The organism is Bradyrhizobium sp. Cp5.3 (assembly GCF_000426265.1).
GTDB lineage: Bacteria > Pseudomonadota > Alphaproteobacteria > Rhizobiales > Xanthobacteraceae > Bradyrhizobium > Bradyrhizobium neotropicale.
In genome coordinates this window covers 226,555-247,173 of the sequence record NZ_AUFA01000005.1, presented here as the reverse complement: position 1 = coordinate 247,173, position 20,619 = coordinate 226,555, and the positions used below count along the sequence as shown (strand labels likewise).

Annotated in this window: 20 protein-coding genes; 11 read left to right on the top strand and 9 right to left on the bottom strand. The window is 63.4% G+C overall.

The window, feature by feature from the left end; genetic code table 11:
- Positions 1 to 390 precede the first annotated feature (390 nt).
- The 6 genes from K289_RS0111235 (at position 391) to K289_RS0111210 (ending at position 6,474) form a co-directional block, all read left to right on the top strand.
- Positions 391 to 630 carry a hypothetical protein gene (locus tag K289_RS0111235; RefSeq protein ID WP_027551602.1) on the top strand — a complete coding sequence of 80 codons (240 nt, stop codon included), beginning with the start codon at positions 391 to 393 and terminating at the stop codon, positions 628 to 630.
- Between the two features lie 314 nt (positions 631 to 944).
- Complete coding sequence (locus K289_RS0111230) at positions 945 to 3,482, top strand: TonB-dependent siderophore receptor (RefSeq protein ID WP_027551601.1); 2,538 nt, start codon at positions 945 to 947, stop codon at positions 3,480 to 3,482.
- 19 nt (positions 3,483 to 3,501) lie between these two features.
- Positions 3,502 to 4,191, top strand: a complete 690-nt coding sequence (locus tag K289_RS0111225; RefSeq protein WP_027551600.1) for a Fe2+-dependent dioxygenase — start codon at positions 3,502 to 3,504, stop codon at positions 4,189 to 4,191.
- Positions 4,188 to 5,204 (top strand): tonB-system energizer ExbB, encoded by a 1,017-nt coding sequence (gene exbB / locus K289_RS0111220; RefSeq protein ID WP_027551599.1) that lies wholly within the window; start codon positions 4,188 to 4,190, stop codon positions 5,202 to 5,204. The genes K289_RS0111225 and exbB overlap by 4 nt, the downstream gene beginning before the upstream one ends.
- Before the next feature lie 3 nt (positions 5,205 to 5,207).
- Positions 5,208 to 5,675, top strand: a complete 468-nt coding sequence (exbD, locus tag K289_RS0111215) for a TonB system transport protein ExbD (protein WP_027551598.1) — start codon at positions 5,208 to 5,210, stop codon at positions 5,673 to 5,675.
- Positions 5,676 to 5,685: 10 nt separating this feature from the next.
- The gene (locus tag K289_RS0111210; protein WP_027551597.1) at positions 5,686 to 6,474 is read left to right on the top strand and encodes an energy transducer TonB; all 789 of its coding nucleotides are present in this window, start codon (positions 5,686 to 5,688) and stop codon (positions 6,472 to 6,474) included.
- A 12-nt stretch (positions 6,475 to 6,486) separates the two neighbouring features.
- Here the strand turns inward: K289_RS0111210 and K289_RS0111205 are convergent, their stop codons facing one another.
- From K289_RS0111205 to K289_RS0111195, 3 genes are all read right to left on the bottom strand, one after another.
- The gene (locus K289_RS0111205) at positions 6,487 to 6,906 is read right to left on the bottom strand and encodes a hypothetical protein (RefSeq protein ID WP_027551596.1); all 420 of its coding nucleotides are present in this window, start codon (positions 6,904 to 6,906) and stop codon (positions 6,487 to 6,489) included.
- Between the two features lie 62 nt (positions 6,907 to 6,968).
- The gene (locus tag K289_RS0111200; protein ID WP_027551595.1) at positions 6,969 to 7,649 is read right to left on the bottom strand and encodes a site-2 protease family protein; all 681 of its coding nucleotides are present in this window, start codon (positions 7,647 to 7,649) and stop codon (positions 6,969 to 6,971) included.
- A 76-nt stretch (positions 7,650 to 7,725) separates the two neighbouring features.
- Positions 7,726 to 8,592, bottom strand: coding sequence for a LysR substrate-binding domain-containing protein (locus tag K289_RS0111195; RefSeq protein WP_027551594.1), 867 nt, complete (start codon positions 8,590 to 8,592; stop codon positions 7,726 to 7,728).
- 90 nt (positions 8,593 to 8,682) lie between these two features.
- On the opposite strand from K289_RS0111195, the gene K289_RS0111190 reads away from it, so the two are divergent.
- Positions 8,683 to 9,594, top strand: coding sequence for a DMT family transporter (locus K289_RS0111190; protein WP_027551593.1), 912 nt, complete (start codon positions 8,683 to 8,685; stop codon positions 9,592 to 9,594).
- Positions 9,595 to 9,596: 2 nt separating this feature from the next.
- Here the strand turns inward: K289_RS0111190 and K289_RS0111185 are convergent, their stop codons facing one another.
- From K289_RS0111185 to K289_RS44210, 6 genes are all read right to left on the bottom strand, one after another.
- Positions 9,597 to 9,989 (bottom strand): GFA family protein, encoded by a 393-nt coding sequence (locus tag K289_RS0111185; protein WP_027551592.1) that lies wholly within the window; start codon positions 9,987 to 9,989, stop codon positions 9,597 to 9,599.
- Positions 9,990 to 9,992: 3 nt separating this feature from the next.
- The gene (locus K289_RS0111180) at positions 9,993 to 11,147 is read right to left on the bottom strand and encodes a serine hydrolase (protein ID WP_027551591.1); all 1,155 of its coding nucleotides are present in this window, start codon (positions 11,145 to 11,147) and stop codon (positions 9,993 to 9,995) included.
- A gap of 28 nt (positions 11,148 to 11,175) precedes the next feature.
- Entirely contained in the window at positions 11,176 to 11,922 is a 747-nt protein-coding gene (locus tag K289_RS0111175; protein WP_027551590.1) for an SDR family NAD(P)-dependent oxidoreductase, read from the bottom strand.
- A gap of 123 nt (positions 11,923 to 12,045) precedes the next feature.
- Complete coding sequence (locus K289_RS0111170) at positions 12,046 to 12,777, bottom strand: SDR family oxidoreductase (RefSeq protein WP_027551589.1); 732 nt, start codon at positions 12,775 to 12,777, stop codon at positions 12,046 to 12,048.
- A gap of 132 nt (positions 12,778 to 12,909) precedes the next feature.
- Positions 12,910 to 14,739: an IlvD/Edd family dehydratase gene (locus K289_RS0111165; RefSeq protein ID WP_027551588.1), complete on the bottom strand. Its 1,830-nt coding sequence runs from the start codon at positions 14,737 to 14,739 to the stop codon at positions 12,910 to 12,912.
- Between the two features lie 150 nt (positions 14,740 to 14,889).
- The gene (locus K289_RS44210; protein ID WP_051310549.1) at positions 14,890 to 15,966 is read right to left on the bottom strand and encodes a LacI family DNA-binding transcriptional regulator; all 1,077 of its coding nucleotides are present in this window, start codon (positions 15,964 to 15,966) and stop codon (positions 14,890 to 14,892) included.
- A gap of 202 nt (positions 15,967 to 16,168) precedes the next feature.
- On the opposite strand from K289_RS44210, the gene K289_RS0111155 reads away from it, so the two are divergent.
- The 4 genes from K289_RS0111155 to K289_RS0111140 all read left to right on the top strand — a co-directional run bounded on the left by K289_RS0111155 (position 16,169) and on the right by K289_RS0111140 (position 20,536).
- Positions 16,169 to 17,236 carry an ABC transporter ATP-binding protein gene (locus K289_RS0111155; protein WP_027551587.1) on the top strand — a complete coding sequence of 356 codons (1,068 nt, stop codon included), beginning with the start codon at positions 16,169 to 16,171 and terminating at the stop codon, positions 17,234 to 17,236.
- A 46-nt stretch (positions 17,237 to 17,282) separates the two neighbouring features.
- Positions 17,283 to 18,602 carry an ABC transporter substrate-binding protein gene (locus K289_RS0111150; protein WP_027551586.1) on the top strand — a complete coding sequence of 440 codons (1,320 nt, stop codon included), beginning with the start codon at positions 17,283 to 17,285 and terminating at the stop codon, positions 18,600 to 18,602.
- Between the two features lie 100 nt (positions 18,603 to 18,702).
- A complete protein-coding gene (locus K289_RS0111145; protein ID WP_198024689.1) occupies positions 18,703 to 19,620 on the top strand; it encodes a carbohydrate ABC transporter permease in 918 nt (305 codons plus the stop codon).
- Entirely contained in the window at positions 19,613 to 20,536 is a 924-nt protein-coding gene (locus tag K289_RS0111140) for a carbohydrate ABC transporter permease (protein ID WP_027551584.1), read from the top strand. Before K289_RS0111145 ends, K289_RS0111140 begins: the two co-directional genes overlap by 8 nt.
- Positions 20,537 to 20,619 lie beyond the last annotated feature (83 nt).

Genomic DNA, 20,619 nt, shown 5'->3' with positions numbered 1-20,619 from the left:
TTCGGCTCGTTATCGGCTCGTATGCCCAAAACTACGAATTGTGAGGCAATCGTAGGGTTCCAGCGCGCTTGTATAATACACGCCAAGTTCCAGTGTAAACAGCACTATCGGTTGAGAATCCTAAACAATTGGAAAGCTTTGCACGGGCTTCAGGCGGCCTGGCGCGACAGCGTGCAGCGCTGCATTTTCCGCACGCAAACGGCCTGCCTGCAGGAGGTCCGAAATGCCTGCGCATGGTCTCGTACAACGCGCTGCGCGAGTGCAGGCGGCGCGCGCGACGTCGTCGGCATGGCCTTGGCGAGAACGGTTCTAAATCGCTCCCGCGGCGTTTCGGTTGTCAGGAAAATCGGCCTCGTTCATATCAGCGCCGCCACAACGGGAGCGCAAGTAATGGACGAGCTGAACGGCAAGATGATCGCGTGTCAGATTCTGATCACGGGCCTGATCGCGCGCGTCGCCAACGAGCAGCGCGATCCCTTGCGCTTCCTCACCGACTTTCGCGACGAGATCAAAGCCGTCGTGAACGGCGTCAACATCGCCGGCATGGACAACACCGATCGTGTCCGTGCGGTCGCGCAGCGGACCATCGATGAATTGTTCTCGCTGATGAAGCCGCCGAGCAGCGATTGATCGCTGCAACATGAGAAGGCGCCGAAGCAAGGGATGCGATACGCCCTCTGCATTTGCCGCGTGAGCGCGCGAACAACTGGCGAAACGAGCGCGGCTCAGTGAATGATTCAAGTACAGTTTAGAACGCTTAAAAACTACAACTTTAGAACCGTTTCAAATTGCAAGGCGTCGACAAGTTTAGAATCGTTTTGAAATGGAGCGATTCAATCGTATCGCCGCCGTCGTCGCGTTGACCCCATCTATCTCGCTCGATACCAACGATCGCGTCGCGTTGTCACAATGCGACCAATCGTCTTCATGTGGTGGGGCTTAAAATGGGTGGCGTTCTGGCACCGCGGTCGTTGCGTTCGGCTGCGGTGAGAAAGTCTTTCGAGAACAATTTCGATGCGGCAACGGGCAAGACGGTGTCCGCCGTTGCGAGCCTGATCGCGGTCGCATCGGTTTCAACCGGAGCGCAGGCGCAGCAGTCGAACTTGCCGCCTGTGACGGTCGACGCGCCCAAGGAGCGCCCGCGTCCGGCAGCCTCGAAGCCGTCGCCCGAGCAGATTCGCGCGCGCACCGCGCTGCGCCGCGCAGCACAGCGCCAGCAGGCGCCGCAGGCGCCGTCCGCTGTTGCGCCAGACGCTGACCCATACGCAAATCCGGCAGCGCCCTACATGGCCAACCGCGTGCAGGCGTCGGGTAAATTTCCTGAGCCGATCCTCAACACGCCGAAATCGATCACAGTGCTCACAAAGGACGTCCTGGAGGACAAGAACGCCACGACACTGAAGCAGGCGATTCTCAGTACGGCCGGCGTGACGCTGGGCACGGGCGAGGGCGGCAACGCCTTTGGCGACCGCTTCTTCATCCGCGGCTTCGATGCCCGCAATGACATCTTCATCGACGGCGTGCGCGATGCCGGCGTCAGCGTCCGGGAGAACTTCTTCACCGAGCAGGTCGAGATCCTGCGCGGCCCGGCGTCGTCCTTCGCGGGCCGCGGCACGGCTGGCGGCGCGATCAACATCGTCACCAAGCAGGCAACCACCGCAGGCAACTTCTACAACATGGACACTACGTTTGGCACCGACAGGACCAAGCGCGTGGTGCTTGACGTCAACCAGGTGATCGATCCGACGTTCGCCATTCGCGCCGGCGGCCTCTTTCAGGACGCCGGCGTCGCCGGGCGCGACTACGTGAAGGACAATCGCGACGGCGCGTTCGTCGCCACCACGTGGAAGCCGGTCGATGCGGTCAAAATCACCGCCGGCTACATCCATACTGAACTGACCGGCCTTCCGGACTTCGGCGTCCCGTACTACCGGCCGAGCACTGCGAGCACTGCCGGCGGCCCGTTCCCGGATTTCGGCGCCAACCGCAACAACTGGTACGGTTTCGTCAATCGCGACTTCTATCGGACCGGCCAGGACATCGGCTCGCTCAATGCCGAAGTGCAGGTCACGCCTGATCTCTTGATCACCAACAGGTTCCGGGATTCTCACTCCACGCAAAACTATATCGGTACGCTGCCTGAATCGCCGACGCTTGCCGCGGGCGCTCCGTTCACGGCCTACACGCTTACGGCAAATCCGCAGAGCCGCTATCAAGCCACTGACGTCATCGCCAACCAGACGGAGGCGACGTACAAGTTCAATGACGGCGTAGGGTTCAAGCATACGGCACTTGCCGGTTTTGAATACGACCACGAAACGTCGTCTATCGACAGCTATACTGGCCTTGCCTCGGAAGCGCTTCCTGGTGGCTTCACCGGCAATTCATTGTCTGGCGTTAGCGTGTTCTACCCACAATACACGAACCTTCCGTTCGGAATCCCCGGCGGGCTTACAGGCAAGCCGACAAACATTCGGATCGACACCAAGAGTGTCTACGCGCTGGATACGGCCAACTATAACGACCTGCTGATCCTGAACGGTGGTGTCCGTTACGACGATTACAACATCAAGGTGAACGGTTTCGGCACCGTCAACGGAGTCTCGGGCGTCTTCGGCCAGCAACAGCAGGACTACGGGATGCCGAACTTCAATCTCGGCCTCACCTTGAAACCGCTGCCGAATGGAAGCGTTTATGCGGCCTACGCGACCTCGTCGAACCCGGTCGGAGCCGAATTTGACGGTACGAGCATTCAGTATGGTGGCCTTGCGCCGGTGCTCAACGGCAACGTTCCTCAAATCTTCGGTCCGGAAAAGAACAAGGCGATTGAACTTGGTACCAAGTGGGAGCTGTTCGACCGGCGTCTGCTGGTGACAGCCGCGCTCTTCCAGACGGAAAAGGAAAATGCCCGCGAGTCGCGTAACGTCACGGCAGCCACTGCGACTGCGGCATGCCCCTACACGGCTACGTCAGGGAATGTCTCCTGCATAAGCGCGGGCGCGGCATATCGCATTCGCGGTATTGACCTTGAAGTTGGCGGCAAGATCACCGACAAGTGGAGTGTCTTCGGCGGTCTCGTCCTGATGCAGTCGGAAGTAACGAAGTCGCTGATCCCGCCGGCCAACGCGACCCTCTATACAACGAACGTTGGGCTGCCGCTTTCGAACGTGGCACATCAGTCATTCAGCATGCTCAGCAAGTATCAATTGACGGATGTCTGGGAACTCGGTGGCCAGGCGGTATACCGCTCGAAGATCTACGGCGGCACGTTCCTCGCGGCCAACCAGGGCACGTCGATTCCGAGCTATTGGCGGTTCGACGTGTTCGCGGAAGCCAAGATCAACAAGAACTGGACGGCCAAGCTGTTCGTGAACAACATCTTCGACAAGCGCTACTACGACGCGCTGTACCAGAGCTCTGCGCCGTTCGTGCTCGAAGCACCGGGTCGTGCAGCCTACGTCGTGATCTCGGCGCGCTACTGATGGAGTCAGACGAGGTGCCATGCTGACATGCATAGAAGGCGTCCTGAGCAAGGATGATGTGGCGGACTTCCGCCGCATCATGGACGCCAGCGAATGGGAGGACGGCCGTTCTACCGCGGGCGCGCAGTCGGCAATGGTCAAGCGCAACGAGCAGTTGCCGCCCGACAGCGAGGTCGCGCGCAAGCTCGGCAACCGCATCATTTCGGCGCTGACGTCGCACCCGCGATTCCTCGCCGCGGCGATCCCGCTGCAGATCTTCCCGCCGCTGTTCAACCGCTATGCGGCGAGCAGCGGCCACCATTTCGGCCTGCACGTCGACAACGCGATCCGCGGCGACCGCCTGACCGGCCTGCGCATCCGCACCGATCTGTCGGTCACGCTGTTTCTGGCCGAGCCGGAAGAGTACGACGGTGGCGAACTTGTGATTGAGGACACCTACGGCTCGCATGAAGTGAAGTTGCCGGCCGGCGACTGCGTGCTGTATCCCTCGACCAGCCTGCACCTCGTGACTCCGGTGACCCGGGGAGCCCGGGTTGCGTCTTTCTTCTGGCTTCAGAGCATGATACGGGATGACCACGCCCGCAGCATGATCTTTGACCTCGACTCTGCCATCCAAGCGCTGGTGGAACGGCTCGGGCGCGACGATCCCGAAACGGTCAAATTGACGGGCATCTATCACAATCTCATTCGCTACTGGGCAGAAGTATGAAGACCACATCTCTCCAAGCAAGCCTTGCCGCAGCCGTGCTGATGGCGGCGACGTGGCTCGCATCCCCTGTATCTGCCCAGCAACAAACCCAGCCGGCGGGGCCGGCGCCAGCGGCGGCTCAGCGGCCCGTGGCCGCTCCGGCTCCCGTGGCGCCGCAGCCAAGCGCGGTGGCGCCGGTCGCGCCATCGACCGCGGCACCCGCGGCCACGACGCCGGCTGTCTCCACGCCGGCCGCCGCGCCCGCCGCGTCGTCGACCGATGCTGGTCCGGCAGCCGGCGAGGTGGCGTCCGCCGACCGCGCGCAGAAATCGGCCGGGCCGGTCATGAAGGAATTGTCGCCCTGGGTGATGTTCATGTCCGCGGACATCATCGTGAAGGCGGTGATGATCGGGCTCGCCTTCGCCTCGCTCGTGACCTGGACCGTCTTCATCGCGAAGTCGATCGAGCTGTCGGTTGCATCCGGCAAGCTCCGTTCGGCGCTGAAGAAGATTGCGGAGTCGCGCTCGCTCGCTGAAGCGCAGATGGCGCTCGGCACCAAGCAGGGGATCCTGCCGTCGTTCCTGGCGGCAGCGCTGCGCGAGGCACGGATGTCGGCCGGCCTTTCCAGCGATACCGGCATCAAGGAGCGCGCGGCCTCGAGCTTCGCCGAGATCGTGCGCGCGGAGCAGCGGCGCATCCGCATCGGCATGGGCGTGCTGGCGACCATCGGCTCCACGTCGCCCTTCGTCGGCCTGTTCGGCACGGTGTGGGGCATCATGAACAGCTTCATCGGCATCTCGAAGTCGCAGACGACGAACCTCGCGGTCGTCGCGCCCGGCATCGCCGAAGCGTTGCTGGCGACCGCAATCGGCCTCGTCGCCGCCATCCCGGCGGTCATCGTCTACAATCACTTCTCGCGCGTGACGAAGAGCTATCTCGAGCTGGTCAGCCGCGCCTCCGGCGCTTCGGCCCGGCTGCTCTCGCGCGATCTCGATCGCACGCACGGCACCATGCATTCGCGCGCGGCGGAGTAAACCATGGGCGCCTCGATCGCAGACAACGACCTCGACGACGATGCGGACTTTTCCGAGACGCATGACATCAACGTCACGCCGTTCATCGACGTCATTCTGGTGCTGCTGATCATCTTCATGGTCGCTGCACCGCTGTCGACGGTCGACCTGCCGATCGACCTGCCGACGTCGAGCTCGACGCCGCAAAAGAAGCCGGACAAGCCGACCTATGTCAGCATCAAGCCCGATCTGACGCTGGCGATCGGGGAGAATCCGGTCAAACGAACCGAGCTGATCGGCTCCCTCAACGGGATGGCCGACATGAGCAAGGACAAATATGTGTTCCTGCGCGCCGACCGTGCCGTGCCTTATGGCGAGCTGATGGGCGTGATGGAAATCCTGCGTGCCGGCGGCTATTCTCGGGTCAAGCTGGTGGCGCTCGAAGCGGCTCCTGCGGCGGCTGGGCCGTCCCAAGGGGCGCCCCAGCCCTGATGGCAGCGCGATGTCTGATCCTTTGATCGAGGTGAAACCATCCCGGCGGCTGTGGATTCTGGCCGCAGTGGCCGCGCTCGCATTGCATCTTGGCGGTGCCGCGCTGGCGCTGGCGAACCTGCGGGCCGACGACGGTGACGATGGCCTCGGGGCCAATGGTGCGGAATACGCCGTCGAGATGACCTCGCCGAAGCTTCCGGAAACCGATCTGCCGCCGGGCCCGGACAGTGAGGCCTCGCAGTTCCAGCCGCAGCAAATGCAGCAGCAGGCCGAGGTGAAGGAGACCGATCTACCGAAGGATCGGCCTCAGGAAGCCGAAGACCCGGACCGGGTCGTCACCGAGAACGACTCCAAGAAGCCGGTCGAGGAAAACACGAAGGTGGCCAAGGTTGAAACCCAGGCCGTCGAGGAAATGCCGAATGCCCAGGAGTCGGCGAAGCAGGCGCTGGATGAGAACGCGCGCGAGGATGAGAAGGCCGCTGCACCGAACCGGGGCATCGGCAAGGACATTCGCAAGTTGACGGCCGAGTGGGGCAAGAGGATCAGCGCCTATTTCGAGCTTCACAAGCGCTATCCCAAGGAGAAGAGCAAGACGGCGTCCGTCGTACTCAGCCTGGTGTTGAACCGCCGCGGCAATGTCGTCTCGGTCGATGTGACCCAGTCCTCCGGCGACACCGTTTTCGACAATGAGGCCGTAGCCATGGTGCGCCGTTCGGATCCGGTGCCGGTTCCGCCGGCCGAGCTCACGGATGATCAGTTCGCCTTCAGCCTGCCCGTGAACTTCAAGAAGCCGAAATAGCTGGGGTAGCCGTCAGCGCCAGTAGTAGCGGATCGCGACGTAGACCACGACCAGGCAGGCGAAGATCAGGGCAACCGGAAGCGGCCGCTTCTGGGTTCCGCTGTATGCCGCCGCCCCGAACGGAGCCTTCTTCGGCTTGGGCGCTGGCCGCCGGAACGCGGTGACATTGTCCGTGACCGGCTCGGCCGTGCGCGGGCGGACGTCAGGTGCGGTTCCCGCGCCGCCCATCTCGGCATAATAGGCCTTGTAGACCGCCGCGATGGTGGTTTCGGTCGCTTCCATCTCGCTCATCTGCTCCAGAAGGTTCTTGTAGCTCGCGAGGAAGCCTTGCGCGTCCGGAGGCAGGGCCGACAACCCGTTGAGCTTGGCCATCATCTTCCACGTGGCAAAATCGGCGCGGGCACGGGTATCGGCTCGTCGCGCGATCAGCATATCGGCAGCTTTGACCAAGTTGGCCTCTGGCCCTTCGGCTCGTCTTCAGAGTCTTGCTTCAATTACGCGTTGCCGGTCAGCAAGAAAACAGCCTGAATCACATAACCGGTCAACGTTCGCAGTATTGCTGAAATAACATCAAGATTTAGACCGAACTGGGAACCCGCCAGCGGTAGCAGGATCAGCAGTCCGATCAGGATCAGCATGCCGAACGGCTCGAGCCGCGCCAGCGGCAAGGCGAGCGGCCGCGGTAGCAGCCCGACCGCGACCCTTCCGCCATCGAGCGGCGGGATCGGCATCATGTTGAATACGGCCAGCACCGCATTGATCACGAGTGAATTCTTGAGATTGTCGGCGACCCATTGCGCCGAACTGGCGGGCACCCAGGGCAGGGCATGGAAGGCGAGAGCCGTGACGAGTGCGAGCAGAATGTTCGTCGCCGGACCTGCCAGCGCGACCCAGACCATGTCGAGCCTTGGATTGTTGAGCTTGCGGAAATTCACCGGCACCGGCTTGGCATAGCCGAACAGGAACGGCGAATGCGCAAACAACAACATCGCCGGCAGGATCAAAGTGCCGAATGGATCGATATGCCGGAGCGGGTTGAAGCTGACCCGGCCGAGCTTCCAGGCGGTATCGTCGCCGAGACGATGCGCCACGAAGCCATGCGCGGCTTCGTGGAAGGTGATGGCGATCACCAGCGGGAGTACCCAGACCGACAGGTCATAGAAGGAAATGTTCACGGCTCATCCGCCTTGGTTGTGGCTTGCGGCCTTGCAGCCGACCCGGCCAAGTCCGGCGGTGCAGCGACGCTTCAGGTCAACATATGGGGGCCGATTCTGAAATGCTCCACTGCAAATGATCCGCCAGCAGGGCACATGCGCGTGACAGATTGGGCGCGCGGTGAAGGCGAATGTCGGCCGCAGGCAGCGGCGGCAGACCGTCGCCCTCGCAGAGGCGCCGCAGGCGGGCAGGCAGGGTGCCGGCCTTCACCACGGTCACCGCGAGGCCCTGGGCCGCGATCGCTTCCACCGCCGCAAGGGTGCGGCTGACAAAGGCGAGCCGCCAGGGGAGGCGGGCAGCATCGAGGGCCTCCGCGGCCCACTGCCTGAACAGGCATCCCGGAGGGTAGAGCGCGACCGGCAGCGGATCTTGCGCTGCGGCCGGATATGAGGCGGCCGCCGCCCAGACCGCCTGCTCGCGTCGCAGCAGCTCGCCGTCGCCGCGGCCTTGCGGATGCATGGCGATGACGAGGTCGTAAGTCTCGCCGAGCCGGGCCGGCATCGTCGCGGTCAGTCCGGTCTCGATCTCGACTCGCACCTGCGGGTGGCTTTTGGCAAAGCTCGCCAGCAATGGCGGAATGACGATGGTGCCGTAATCATCCATCACGCCGAGCCGGACCACGCCGTCGATCTTGCGCGCGCGGAGTGCGCCGACCGCCTCAGTGTTGAGCGCGAGAATGCGACGCGCATATCCGCGCAGCTCTTCACCGGCCGCCGTTAGAGCGACGCCGGCCCTCGTGCGGTGGAATAGCCTTGTGCCGAGCCGCTGCTCAAGGCGCCTGATCTGGACGCTCACGGCCGATTGGGTCCGGTTGAGCGCCGCTGCGGCAAGCGTGAACGAGCGATGCTCGGCGACGGCGAGGAACGCCTTCAGAAGGTCGGGATCGAGATCGGGCGCGGTCATGATGAAAATTTATCCCAGCATGACGGAAATTCCATTCCCTGTTTCGGCGCGCCTCCTATGCTGTTTGCATAATCGTGAATGGGGAAGGACATGGGCGAGATCTCCGGCGTCTTGGCCGCTGTGCTGTCGAGTGCGCTGGGCGGCACCTCGATCGGCGCCACGCGTTATCTCGTCAGTGCGATCGATCCGCTTGCGATCGGCTCGTTCCGCTTCGGCATCGGCTTTTTGCTATTGTTGCCGCTGACGATCCTGCGCGGCGATCGCTGGCCGCAGCGAGCGGACTGGGCCGCCGCAGCCGGGCTCGGCTTTCTGTTCTTCGCCCTGTTTCCAATTCTGTTCAATGCATCGCTCATCTTCACGACCGCCGCGCGCGGTGCGCTCGCCCTGTCGACGCTACCGCTGCTGACGCTGGTGATCGGGGCCGCGCTCGGCAGCGAAGCGCTGACACTGCGCAAATCCGTCGGCGTTGTGGTGGCGACATTGGGGGTTGCGGTCGCGCTGCTTACCGACCTGACCTCGGCGCCTGCAGGCGCCTGGCGTGGTGATCTCTTGATGGTCGCCGCCGCGCTCTGCATGGCACTGTATGGCATCTGGTCGAAGCCGCTGATCCGCCGCTCCAGTCCGATCGGCTTCACGACGATGAGCATGGCGGCGGGCGCGGCCTGCCTCATCCTGCTCTCCTATCTCCGCGGCAGCTTTGCCCCGGTCGCGGGCTTCGGTGCGCCGCAATGGCTGGCGGCCTTCTATCTCGGCGCCTTCGGCGCGGCGCTGACGTTCTATCTTTGGGCCTTCGCGCTGGAGCGAACGACGCCGACGCGCGTGGCGATCTCGGTGACGGTCAATCCGATCACGGCGTCGCTGGTCGGCGCCTGGCTGCTGCAGGAGCCGCTGCGCTGGAATCTGGCAGCCGGCATCGTCGCGGTCTTTGCCGGAATCTGGATCGCCACGACAACGGGGACGCGCATTCAGGCCGCGAGCGCGTCCGCGTCAAGCCAATCCTGACGTCACGCCGGGATCGTCGTCGAATATTGCGGCAGGCCGTCGTCGAGCTTCAGCCAGGCGATCTTTTCCGAGACCCAGATGTGCTCGGTCGGTGCGAAGGCGTTGCGATCGTCGAATGTCGCCAGCGCCACGCCCGCGAGCGTGCCGTTGCGCCGCCAGGCGAACAGACGCGTGCCGCAGCGGGTGCAGAACACGCGATCGATGTGCTCCGATGAGGCATAGCGGGCGGTGTCGCCCTCGACCGTCAGCGCCTTCTGATCGAACTGCGCGCGGGCGAAGAAGGGCGAACCCATCGCCTTCTGGCAGTTGCGGCAGTGGCAGATGCGGACATTGAGCGGCTCGCCTTCTGCCTTGAACCGCACTGCGCCGCACAGGCATCCACCTTCCCGGATCATGGCTCAGGCCACCCGCCACTCGCCGACCTGGCGCGCCATGTTCCAGTTGAGCTCGTCGAGATCGCCGTCCATGTTGGAATTCCCGCGCCGTGTGTTGGTGAAGGCGGCCCAGCAGAAGCCGCCATGGGTGCGCACGGCAATCGTGCTGGTGCCGGGCAGGCTGCCATTGTGCCACCAATTGTCGGATTTGTTGACGCAAAAGCCCTTGGCGTAATCCGGGCTGACCGTGGGGGCTGTTGTCATGGTCTGGATGGTCCGCGGCCGCAGGATGTTTGCCGGCCTCGCGTAGCCGTCGACATGCATCAGGAACTGCACGAGATCGGCGGGCGTCGCGATCCAGCCGCCGTGAGAGTCCATCCGCCTCACGTTCATGTCGTAGGGGTTTTCGCCCTGGCTGTAGTAGGCGACTTCGCCGGCCTGGCGCTGATCGCGGGTGTTGCCGGCGATCGACATGTCGGAGACGCCGCAGCGGCCGAGCACCTCAGTGCGGACGTAATCCGCATAGGGCTGGCCGGTGAGCTTCTCGATGATCCGACCCACCACGCAATAGCCGAAGTTGGAATAGGCGTAGCGCTGGCCGGGCGGGCGATCGAGCGGCCGGTTGGCGAGCGTCCATGCGATGAGCTGTGCGTGATCCATCCGCGGATGCGTGAACATGGGATCGCGGTTGTCGTTGCTCCAGCCGCCGGCGGTGTGCGTCAACAGGTGCTCGAGCGTGATCTGGTCGATGCCGGCGGAGTAGGGCGGCTGCCCGTAGTCGGTGCCGAGGATCGCACCAGGGCCGAACACCCGGTCCGACAGCTTGACGCGGTTCTCTTCGATCAGGCGGAAGATCGTGACCGAAGTGATCATCTTGCTGACACTGGCGATCCGGAACAGATGCCGCGGCGTCACCGCCTCGTTGCGCTCGCGATCGGCAAGACCGAGTGCGTCCTGGTGGACGATCGCGCCGGCATAGCCGATGGCGAAGGAGAGCGCCGGCACGTCGTACTTGTCCATGAAGGCGCGCGCCAGCCGCGCCATCGCGCCGCGCTCGGCCGGCGATGGCGGACGGATGTTCGGGGGATTGGGCGCCAGTTGCGCGAAGGCAGGGCCAACGAGCGGCAGCGCGCACGCTCCCGCTGCGAGCTTTACAAAATCCCGACGTGCAAGCCCCATGGTCGCCCCCTTAAGGGCGTCCAATGTCTCAGTAGGTCGCCCGGCCACCGGAGATATCAAACACCGCGCCGGTGGAGAAGGCACAATCTTCGGATGCAAGCCAGGCCACCATCGCGGCAAGCTCTTCCACCAGCACGAAGCGACCCTTCGGGATTTTTGACAGCATGAACTCGATATGCTGCTGCGTCATCTGGTCGAAGATCGCGGTTTTCGCCGCCGCCGGCGTCACCGCATTCACGAGGATGTCATGCGCGGCGAGCTCCTTGCCGAGCGATTTCGTCAGCGCGATCAGTCCGGCCTTGGAGGCCGAGTAGTGCGCCGCGTTGGGATTGCCTTCCTTGCCGGCGATCGAGGCGATGTTCACGATCCGCCCGTATTTCTGCTTGAGCATCGCGGGCACGATCGCCTTGCAGCAGATGAAGGGGCCGTCGAGGTTGATGCGCAGGACTTTCCGCCATTCCTCGAGGTCGGTCTCCCAGACGCTCTTGTTGACGCCGGCGATACCGGCATTGTTGACGAGGATGTCGATCTTGCCGAAGGCAGCCAAAGTGGCATCGCGCGCCTGCTCGACTGCGGCAGTGTCAGTGATGTCGACCTTGAAGACGCGCGCGTCGCCGCCGATCTCCTTTGCCGTCTTCTCGGCCAGGTTCGCATCAAAATCCCAGATCGCGACCTTGGCGCCGGAGGCGACGAAACGTTCGGCGATGGCGCGGCCAAAGCCCTGCGCGCCGCCCGTGACGATGGCAACGCGGCCGTTCAGATCGATCTTGTTCATGCAGAATCCCCGTTCTCTATCCCTCATGGTGAGGAGCCCGCTTTTGCGAGCGTCTCGAACCATGAAGCTCGTGGCCTATCCCTCGAGACGGAGCTGGTCGCGCCTTCTCGGGATGAGGCGTGATCAGAGCATGTAGCCGCCGTCGACGACGAGGTCGACGCCGGTGGTGAACGCGCTTTCGTCGCTGCCGAGATAGACGGCCATGGCCGCGATTTCCTCCGCGGTGCCGAGCCGGCCCATCTTCTGTCGGGAGATGAACATCTCCTTGCCCTGCGGGCCCTGGGCGGCGGCACGGTCGAGCATCGACGGTGTCTCGACGGTGCCGGGGCAGATGCTGTTGCAGCGGATGCCTTGCGTGATGAAGTCGAGCGCAACCGCGCGCGTCAAGAGCGACGCCGCCGCCTTGGATGCGCTGTAGACATAACGATTGGCCGGTGGCCTGAGCGCCGCGCAGGACGAGATGTTGACAATGCTGCCGCCCCCGCCGGCCAGCATTGCCGGCAGAAACGCCTTGATGGTCCGGTGCATGGACTTGACGTTGAGGTCGAACGAAAAATCCCAATCCTCTTCCGAGCAGTCCAGGATGGTGCCGTGGTGCACGAAGCCCGCCGCGTTGAGCAGGATATCGACCTTGCCGATGCGCTTGGCGAAGGCGTTGACGTCGGCGCTGTTGCGAACGTCGAGCTTGGCCGTCTCGGCGATGCCCTCCTTGCCGAGGCTGGCGATGCCGCTCTCGTTGATGTCGGTGGCGATCACGGTTGCGCCTTCACGCGCGAATGCGATTGCGCATGCACGCCCGATGCCCGCGGCTGCGGCGGTGACAACGGCGCGTTTTCCCTTGAGGCGGTCTGCCATTTTTTTCTTCTCCTTTGAATACTGGCGTCATTCCGGGGCGCGGCGCGGCCGCGAGCCCGGAATCCATAACCACGATCGGGGTATGGATTCCGGGCCTGCGCCTTGCGGCGCATCCCGGAATGACGATTCTCGCTAGTGATTATCCCGCGCCACACCGAATGTGCCGGCGACGTTCTGATAGCGCGTGGCGAGCTCCATGCAGGCCCCGGTCGACTGCTGGCCGACGGTGTTGCGATAGATCTCCTGCCAGGGCGTCTGGTTCGGCGGATGCTTGAAGCCGCCATTGGCCGTCAGCTCGGCGTGGCGCTTCTTCACCTCGTCGTCGGAGATCAGGATGTTGGCGCTGCCCTTGTTGAGGTCGATGCGCACCTTGTCGCCGGTCTTGAGAATCGCGAGCCCGCCATTGGCGGCGGCTTCCGGCGAGGCGTTGAGGATCGACGGCGAGCCCGAGGTGCCGGACTGGCGGCCGTCGCCGATGCAGGGCAGGGACAGGATGCCGCGTTTGATCAGCGCCGCGGGTGGCTGCATGTTCACGACCTCGGCGCCGCCGGGATAGCCGATCGGGCCGGTGCCGCGGATGAACAGCACGCAGCGCTCGTCGATGTCGAGCGAGGGATCGTCGATCCGCTCGTGATAGTCCTCGGGCCCCTCGAACACGATGGCGCGGCCCTCGAAGGCGTTGAGGTCCTTCGGGTTGCTGAGGTAGCGGTCGCGAAACTCCTTGGAGATCACGCTGGTCTTCATGATCGCGGAGTCGAACAGGTTGCCTCTCAGCACAAGGAAGCCGGCGTCCTTCACCAGCGGCTTGTCGTAATTCCAGATCACGTCGTTGTCGGGCTTGGGCGCATCCTTGCAGTTCTCGCCAATGCCGCGGCCGTTGACCGTGACCGCGTCCTCATGGATGCGCTTGTGCTGCATCAGCTCGCGCACCACAGCCGGTATGCCGCCGGCGCGGTGAAATTCCTCGCCGAGATAGAAGCCGGCCGGCTGCATGTTGACGAGCAGCGGCACGTCGTGGCCGTATTTCTGCCAGTCGTCGATCGACAGCTCCACGCCGATGTGGCGCGCCAGCGCGTTGATGTGGATCGGCGCGTTGGTCGAGCCGCCGATCGCCGAGTTGATCACGATGCAGTTCTCGAACGCCTTGCGGGTCAGGATGTCCGAGGGCTTCAGATCCTCCCAGACCATCTCGACGATGCGCTTGCCCGTCTCGTAGGCGATCTGGCCGCGCTCGCGATAGGGCGCCGGGATCGCCGCGCAGCCCGGCAGCGAGAAGCCCAGGGCTTCGGCAAGCCCGTTCATGGTCGAGGCGGTGCCCATGGTGTTGCAATGGCCGACCGAGGGCGCCGACGACGCCACGATCTCCATGAACTCCTCATAGTCGATCTCGCCGGCGGCGAGCCGCTCGCGCGACTTCCAGACGATGGTGCCGGAGCCGGTGCGCTCGCCGTCGTGCCAGCCGTTGAGCATCGGGCCGCCCGACAGCACGATCGCCGGCAGGTTCACGGTGGCGGCCGCCATCATGCAGGCCGGCGTGGTCTTGTCGCAGCCGGTGGTGAGTACGACGCCGTCGAGCGGATAGCCGTACAGGATCTCGACCAGGCCGAGATAGGCGAGGTTGCGATCGAGCGCCGCGGTCGGGCGCTTGCCGGTCTCCTGGATCGGATGGGTTGGAAATTCCATCGCGATGCCGCCGGCCTCGCGGATGCCTTCGCGGACGCGATGGGCGAGCTCGATATGGTGGCGGTTGCAGGGGGAGAGGTCGTTGCCGGTTTGCGCGATGCCGATGATCGGCTTGCCGGATTGCAGCTCGGCACGGGTGAGGCCGTAATTGAGATAGCGCTCCATATAGAGCGCGGTCATGCCGGGATTATGCGGGTTGTTGAACCATTCCTGGGAACGAAGGTGCCGGCGACTGCCGTTGCTGGCGGGCGCATGCCCGTTGGTTGGTTTTTTTGTCATTGGTCTCTCCTGCAATGCAAACGCACTGGCGTCGGTCTTGCGTTGTCGGCTTGTGCGATGCCCAACGGCGCGGACGATGGATCGTTTGCCGCCGCTGGCGGGTCATTTCCTCACAAGTGCGATACTAGTCATGGGCGGTTGGTAACGCTATCATTTTGTTCGATCCGCCACCAGCTCGGACACCATTGGCTGGCTCTCCGCGCGCTGCGCCAGCGAGCTCTGCCGTTCGATCACCTTGAAGCCGAGATCGAGCACCGGCTCCTCCGGTCGCCGTCCTTCGATCGCCTCGACCAGCATCGTGGCGGCGGTGCGGCCCATCTCATAGCGGTTGGTGCGCACGCTGGTCAGGGTGGGGACGGTGCTTGCCATGAATTCGAGATCGTTGAAGCCGACGATCGCGATCTGCTCGGGCACTTCGATCTCCCGGCGACGGCATTCAAACAGCACGCCGAGCGCGAGGTCGTCGTTGGCGCAGAACACCCCATCGATGCCAGGCTCCCGCGCCAGCAGATCGGCGAACAGGGCGCCGCCGAGCGTCACCGAGGTCGGTGTGGCGGTCGTGACGACGAGACGCTGCTCGTACAGCGCGGTGTCCTTCATGGCCGAGACATAGCCGTCGAGCCGCCGCTGCACCCGCGGGTCCATGCGCGCCCCCACGAATCCAATCCGGCGACAGCCCTGCGCGAACAGGTGCGCAACCGCCGCGCGCGCTGCATCATAGTGCGAAAAGCCGATCATCATGTCGACGGGACTAGGTCCGAGCTCCATGATCTGCACGATCGGGCAGTCGGCCGCCTCCATCATCGCGCGTGATTCCGCGGTCTGGTCGATCCCTGTGACGATCAGCCCGGCCGGCTTCTGCGCCAGAAATAGCCGCAACAGTCTCTCCTCCTGGAGGATGCTGTAGCGGGTGTTGGAGAGCTGGATCGAATAGCGGCTGCCTTCGGAGGCATCATAGATGCCGCGCAGCACGTCCGAGAACACGTTGTTGGTGAGCGAGGGGATCAGGACGCCGATCACCTCGGTGCGCTGCGAGGCCAGCGCGCGCGCCGCGAGGTTCGGCACATAGCCGAGCTCCTTGGCGGCGCTTTCGACCCGGGCCCGCTTGGCGACCGACAAGGCCTCGGGATTGCGGAAGAAGCGGGAGGCCGTGATCGGGCTGACGCCGGCAAGCTCGGCGACTTCCGCCAGCCGGATTTTGCCTGACTTGGTGCGCTTTCGACCCATTTGCTGCTCATAGCACAGGCCCTCCCGCAAACAAAGGAACGTTGACAGCGCTACCAGCAAATACTAACCAAAGACAAATTGCCAAAACCGCACAAACTGCCGACAATGTCGCCCGTTAAGATCGGGCTTCGGTCGGTGAAGCCTGAAAGAACAAGACGGTCGCGGCGCTAGGGGCGTCGTGGATTCGTGAGGAGGGAGCTAGATGTCGTCTGTGCAAATCCGCGACGTGCGGAAATCGTTCGGCAATTTTGAAGTCCTGCACGGCGTGACGGTTCCGATCGAGGACGGTCAGTTCGTCGTCCTGGTTGGCCCCTCCGGCTGCGGCAAGTCGACGCTTCTGCGCATGCTGGCCGGCCTCGAGAACATCACCTCGGGCACGATCTCGATCGGCGATCGCGTCGTCAACAATGTCCAGCCCAAGGAGCGGGACATTGCGATGGTGTTCCAGAACTACGCGCTGTACCCGCACATGACGGTTGGGGACAACATGGGCTTCTCGCTCAAGCTGCGCGGCGCGAGCTCCGACGAGATCAACAAGCGCGTCAAGCGCGCCGCTGAAATTCTCGCGCTGTCGCCGCTGCTCGAACGCTATCCGCGGCAGCTCTCCGGCGGCCAGCGCCAGCGCGTCGCCATGGGCCGCGCCATCGTGCGCGATCCGCAGGTGTTCCTGTTCGACGAACCGCTGTCGAACCTCGACGCCAAGCTGCGCGTTGCCATGCGTACCGAGATCAAGGAGCTGCACCAGCGGCTGAAGACGACCACCGTCTACGTCACCCACGACCAGATCGAGGCCATGACGATGGCCGACAAGATCGTCGTCATGCATGACGGCATCGTCGAGCAGATGGGCACGCCGCTCGAGCTCTACGACAAGCCGGACAACCAGTTCGTCGCCGGCTTCATCGGCTCCCCGGCCATGAACTTCCTGAAAGGCCATGTGCGCACGAACGGCGTTGCCGTCTTCGAGGGACCGAACGGCGTCAAGCTGCCGCTCAAGACCGCGCCGACCGCCTCCGACGGCCGTCCTGCGGTCTATGGCGTGCGGCCCGAGCACTTCACGATCGCCGACGATGGCGCCGAGGCCGAGATCGTCGTGGTCGAGCCGACCGGCTCCGAAACGCAGGTGTTCGCGAAGATCGGCGGCGAGCAGGTCGTCGCGGTCTTCCGCGAGCGACATCAGTTCAACCCGGGCGACAAGGTCCGGCTGAAGCCGGATCCGGCCCTGGTCCACTTGTTCGACGAGGCGACCGGCAAGCGGCTGAACGCGTAGCGCAAGACCATAGCAAGACAATAAAAAGCATCACAGGGAGGACGACATGCAAGACTTTACCCGCCGGACTCTGCTTCAAGGCGGAACGGCTCTGGCTGCCACCGGCGTGCTGACTGGGCCGGCACTGTTCGAGTTCGCCAAGGCCTGGGCGCAGAGCTCGCCGTGGAAGGCGGAGCCGGGCGCCAAGCTGACCGTGATGCGCTGGAAGCGTTTCGTGCCGCAGGAGGACGATGCGTTCAACGCAATGGTCGCGGCGTTCAAGACTGCGACCGGCACCGAGATGAACGTGTTCAGCGAATCCTTCGAGGACGTGCAGCCGAAGGCGTCGGTTGCGGCCAATACCGGCTCAGGGCTCGATCTCGCCTGGGGCTTGCACACGCTGCCGCAGCTCTTCCCCACCAAAGTGCTGAAGATGAACGACGTCGCCGATTATCTCGGCAAGAAATATGGCGGCTGGACGGATGCGGCCGCCAAGACCTGCAAGCTCGGCGACGACTGGCTCGGCATTCCCGTCGCGACCAACGGCGGTTACATGACCTACCGCAAGTCGGCGCTCGACAAGGCGGGCTTCAAGGAGTTCCCGAAGGACTTCCCCAGCTTCCTCGAGATGTGCAAGGCCCTCAAGGCGAACAACACGCCGGCCGGCTTCGCTCTCGGCCATGCGTCGGGCGACGCCAATTCGTGGCTGCACTGGGTGCTGTGGGGGCACGGCGCCTACACGGTCGACCAGAACGACAAGATCATCATCAACTCGCCGGAGACGGCAAAGGCGCTGGAATATTGCAAGGCGCTGTACGAGAGCTTCATCCCGGGCACGCCGTCCTGGAACGATTCCTCCAACAACAAGGCGTTCCTCGCCGGCGAGCTCTATTGCACGGCGAACGGCATCTCGATCTACGTGGCCGCCAAGACCGATCCGACCAAGAAGGAGCTTGCCGAGGACACCTATCACGCGCTTTGGCCGGTAGGGCCGATCGGCAAGCCGACCGAGCTGCAGCTTGCGCTGCCGATCCTCGCCTTCAACTTCACCAAATATCCGAACGCGGCGAAGGCCTTCGTCGCCTTCATGCTGGAGAAGGAAAACTACGAGAAGTGGCTGGATGGCGCGCAAGGCTATCTGACGCAGACCTTGAACGCCTATGAGTCGGCGCCGATCTGGACGGCGGATCCCAAGAACTTCGTGTTCTCCCAGGCCTCCAAGCGCACCCTGCCGGCGTCCGGCGTCGGCACGGTCGGCGAGAAGGCGGCAACTGCGATCGCCGACTTCATCGTCGTCGACATGTTCGCCAACTATTGCACCGGCTCCAAGGATGCGAAGGGCGCGATGGTGGAAGCCGAGCGTCAGCTGAAGCGCATCTATCGCTGAGGGTCACGGAGCGGGCGGCAGTCTGGCCGCCCGCTCGTCAACACTTCGATCAGGGATATCGGGCATGGCTGATGTCGTAGTTCCCCGGGCCAAGCCTCAGATGAGCGAGGTCAATGCCTGGACCCAGCTCAAACACAATCGCAACTGGCTCGGCTTCTGGTTCATGCTGCCGGCCATGGCGTTCCTGATCTTCTTCCTGGCCTATCCGCTGGGGCTCGGCATCTGGCTGTCCTTCACGGACACCCGCATCGGCAGGGTCGGGCAGTTTATCGGAACCGAGAACTATGAGTGGCTCTGGGACGACGCCATCTTCTGGTTGTCGGTGACCAACACGCTGCTCTACACCTTCGTCGCCAGCGCCTTCAAATTCGGCATTGGGCTGTACCTCGCGCTGCTGTTGAACGAGCACATGCCTTTCAAGGCGATGCTGCGCGCAATGGTCCTCATTCCCTTCATCGTTCCGACGGTGCTGTCGGCGCTCGCCTTCTGGTGGATCTTCGACTCGCAATTCTCAATCATTTCCTGGTCGTTGAAGCATCTCGGACTGATCAGTCAGAACATCAATTTCCTGGGCGACACCACCTGGGCACGCATCTGCGTGATCTTCGCCAATGTCTGGCGCGGCGTTCCGTTCGTGGCGATCACGCTGCTGGCGGGGCTGCAGACCGTCTCGCCGTCGCTCTATGAGGCTGCAACCCTCGACGGCGCGTCGCGCTGGCAGATGTTCCGGCACATCACCTATCCGCTGCTGACGCCGATCATTGCCGTCGTCATGACGTTTTCGGTGCTCTTCACCTTTACCGACTTCCAGCTGATCTGGGCGATGACCCGCGGCGGCCCGGTCAACGCCACTCATCTGATGGCGACCCTGTCCTATCAGCGCGCGATCATCGCCGGGCAGCTGGGCGAGGGGGCCGCGATCTCGAGCGCCATGATTCCGTTCCTGCTCGCTGCGATCATGGTCTCCTGGTTCGGTCTGCAGCGGCGCAAGTGGCAACAGGGAGAAAGCAATGACTGATCTTCCTGCCTCGAAAGTCGATCTCAAGGCCGTCATATCGACGCCGGCGCGTGCCGATCACAGCGAGGGCATGAGCTATCTGCAGTCGGTGCCGCGCAGGATCGTGACGCTCTATCTGCCGCTCGCGATCATCGTCTTCATCCTGCTGTTCCCGTTCTACTGGATGGCGCTGACGTCGGTGAAGCCCGACGACCAGCTGCTCGACCTCGAACGGTACAATCCGTTCTGGACCTGGAATCCGACGTTCAAGCACTTCCACAAGCTGTTGTTCGAGAGCTACTACCCGCACTGGCTCTGGAATACGATGTACGTCGCCGTCTGCGCGACGGTGCTTTCGATTTTCGCCAGCGTGCTGGCCGCCTATGCCATCGTGCGGCTGCGCTACAAGGGAGCAAATCTCGTCGGGGGACTGATCTTCCTCGCCTATCTCGTGCCGCCGTCGATCCTGTTCATTCCGCTCGCCACCGTCGTGTTCCAGTACGGCCTGTTCGACTCGCCGTTGGCGCTGATCCTGACTTATCCGACGATCCTGATCCCGTTCTCGACCTGGCTGTTGATGGGCTATTTCAAGACCATCCCGTTCGAGCTCGAAGAGTGCGCGCTGATCGACGGGGCGAGCCGCTGGCAAATCCTGATCAAGATCGTGCTGCCGCTCGCGGTGCCCGGCCTGATCTCGGCCTTCATCTTCTGCTTCACGCTGTGCTGGAACGAGTTCATCTACGCGCTGACCTTCCTGCAATCGACCAGCAACAAGACCGTGCCGGTCGCGATCGTCAACGAGTTCGTGGACGGTGACATCTACCGCTGGGGCTCGCTGATGGCGGGAGCGCTGGCCGGCTCGCTGCCGCTCGTCATCCTTTACGCCTTCTTCGTTGAGCACTATGTGTCGGCGATGACCGGCGCCGTGAAGGAGTGACCTGCGGGCCTGCCATGAGAACGCGCCAAGAAAACGTACGAAGAGAAAGTACCAAGCGCGACGCGTTCTCTAACCAATAAGAA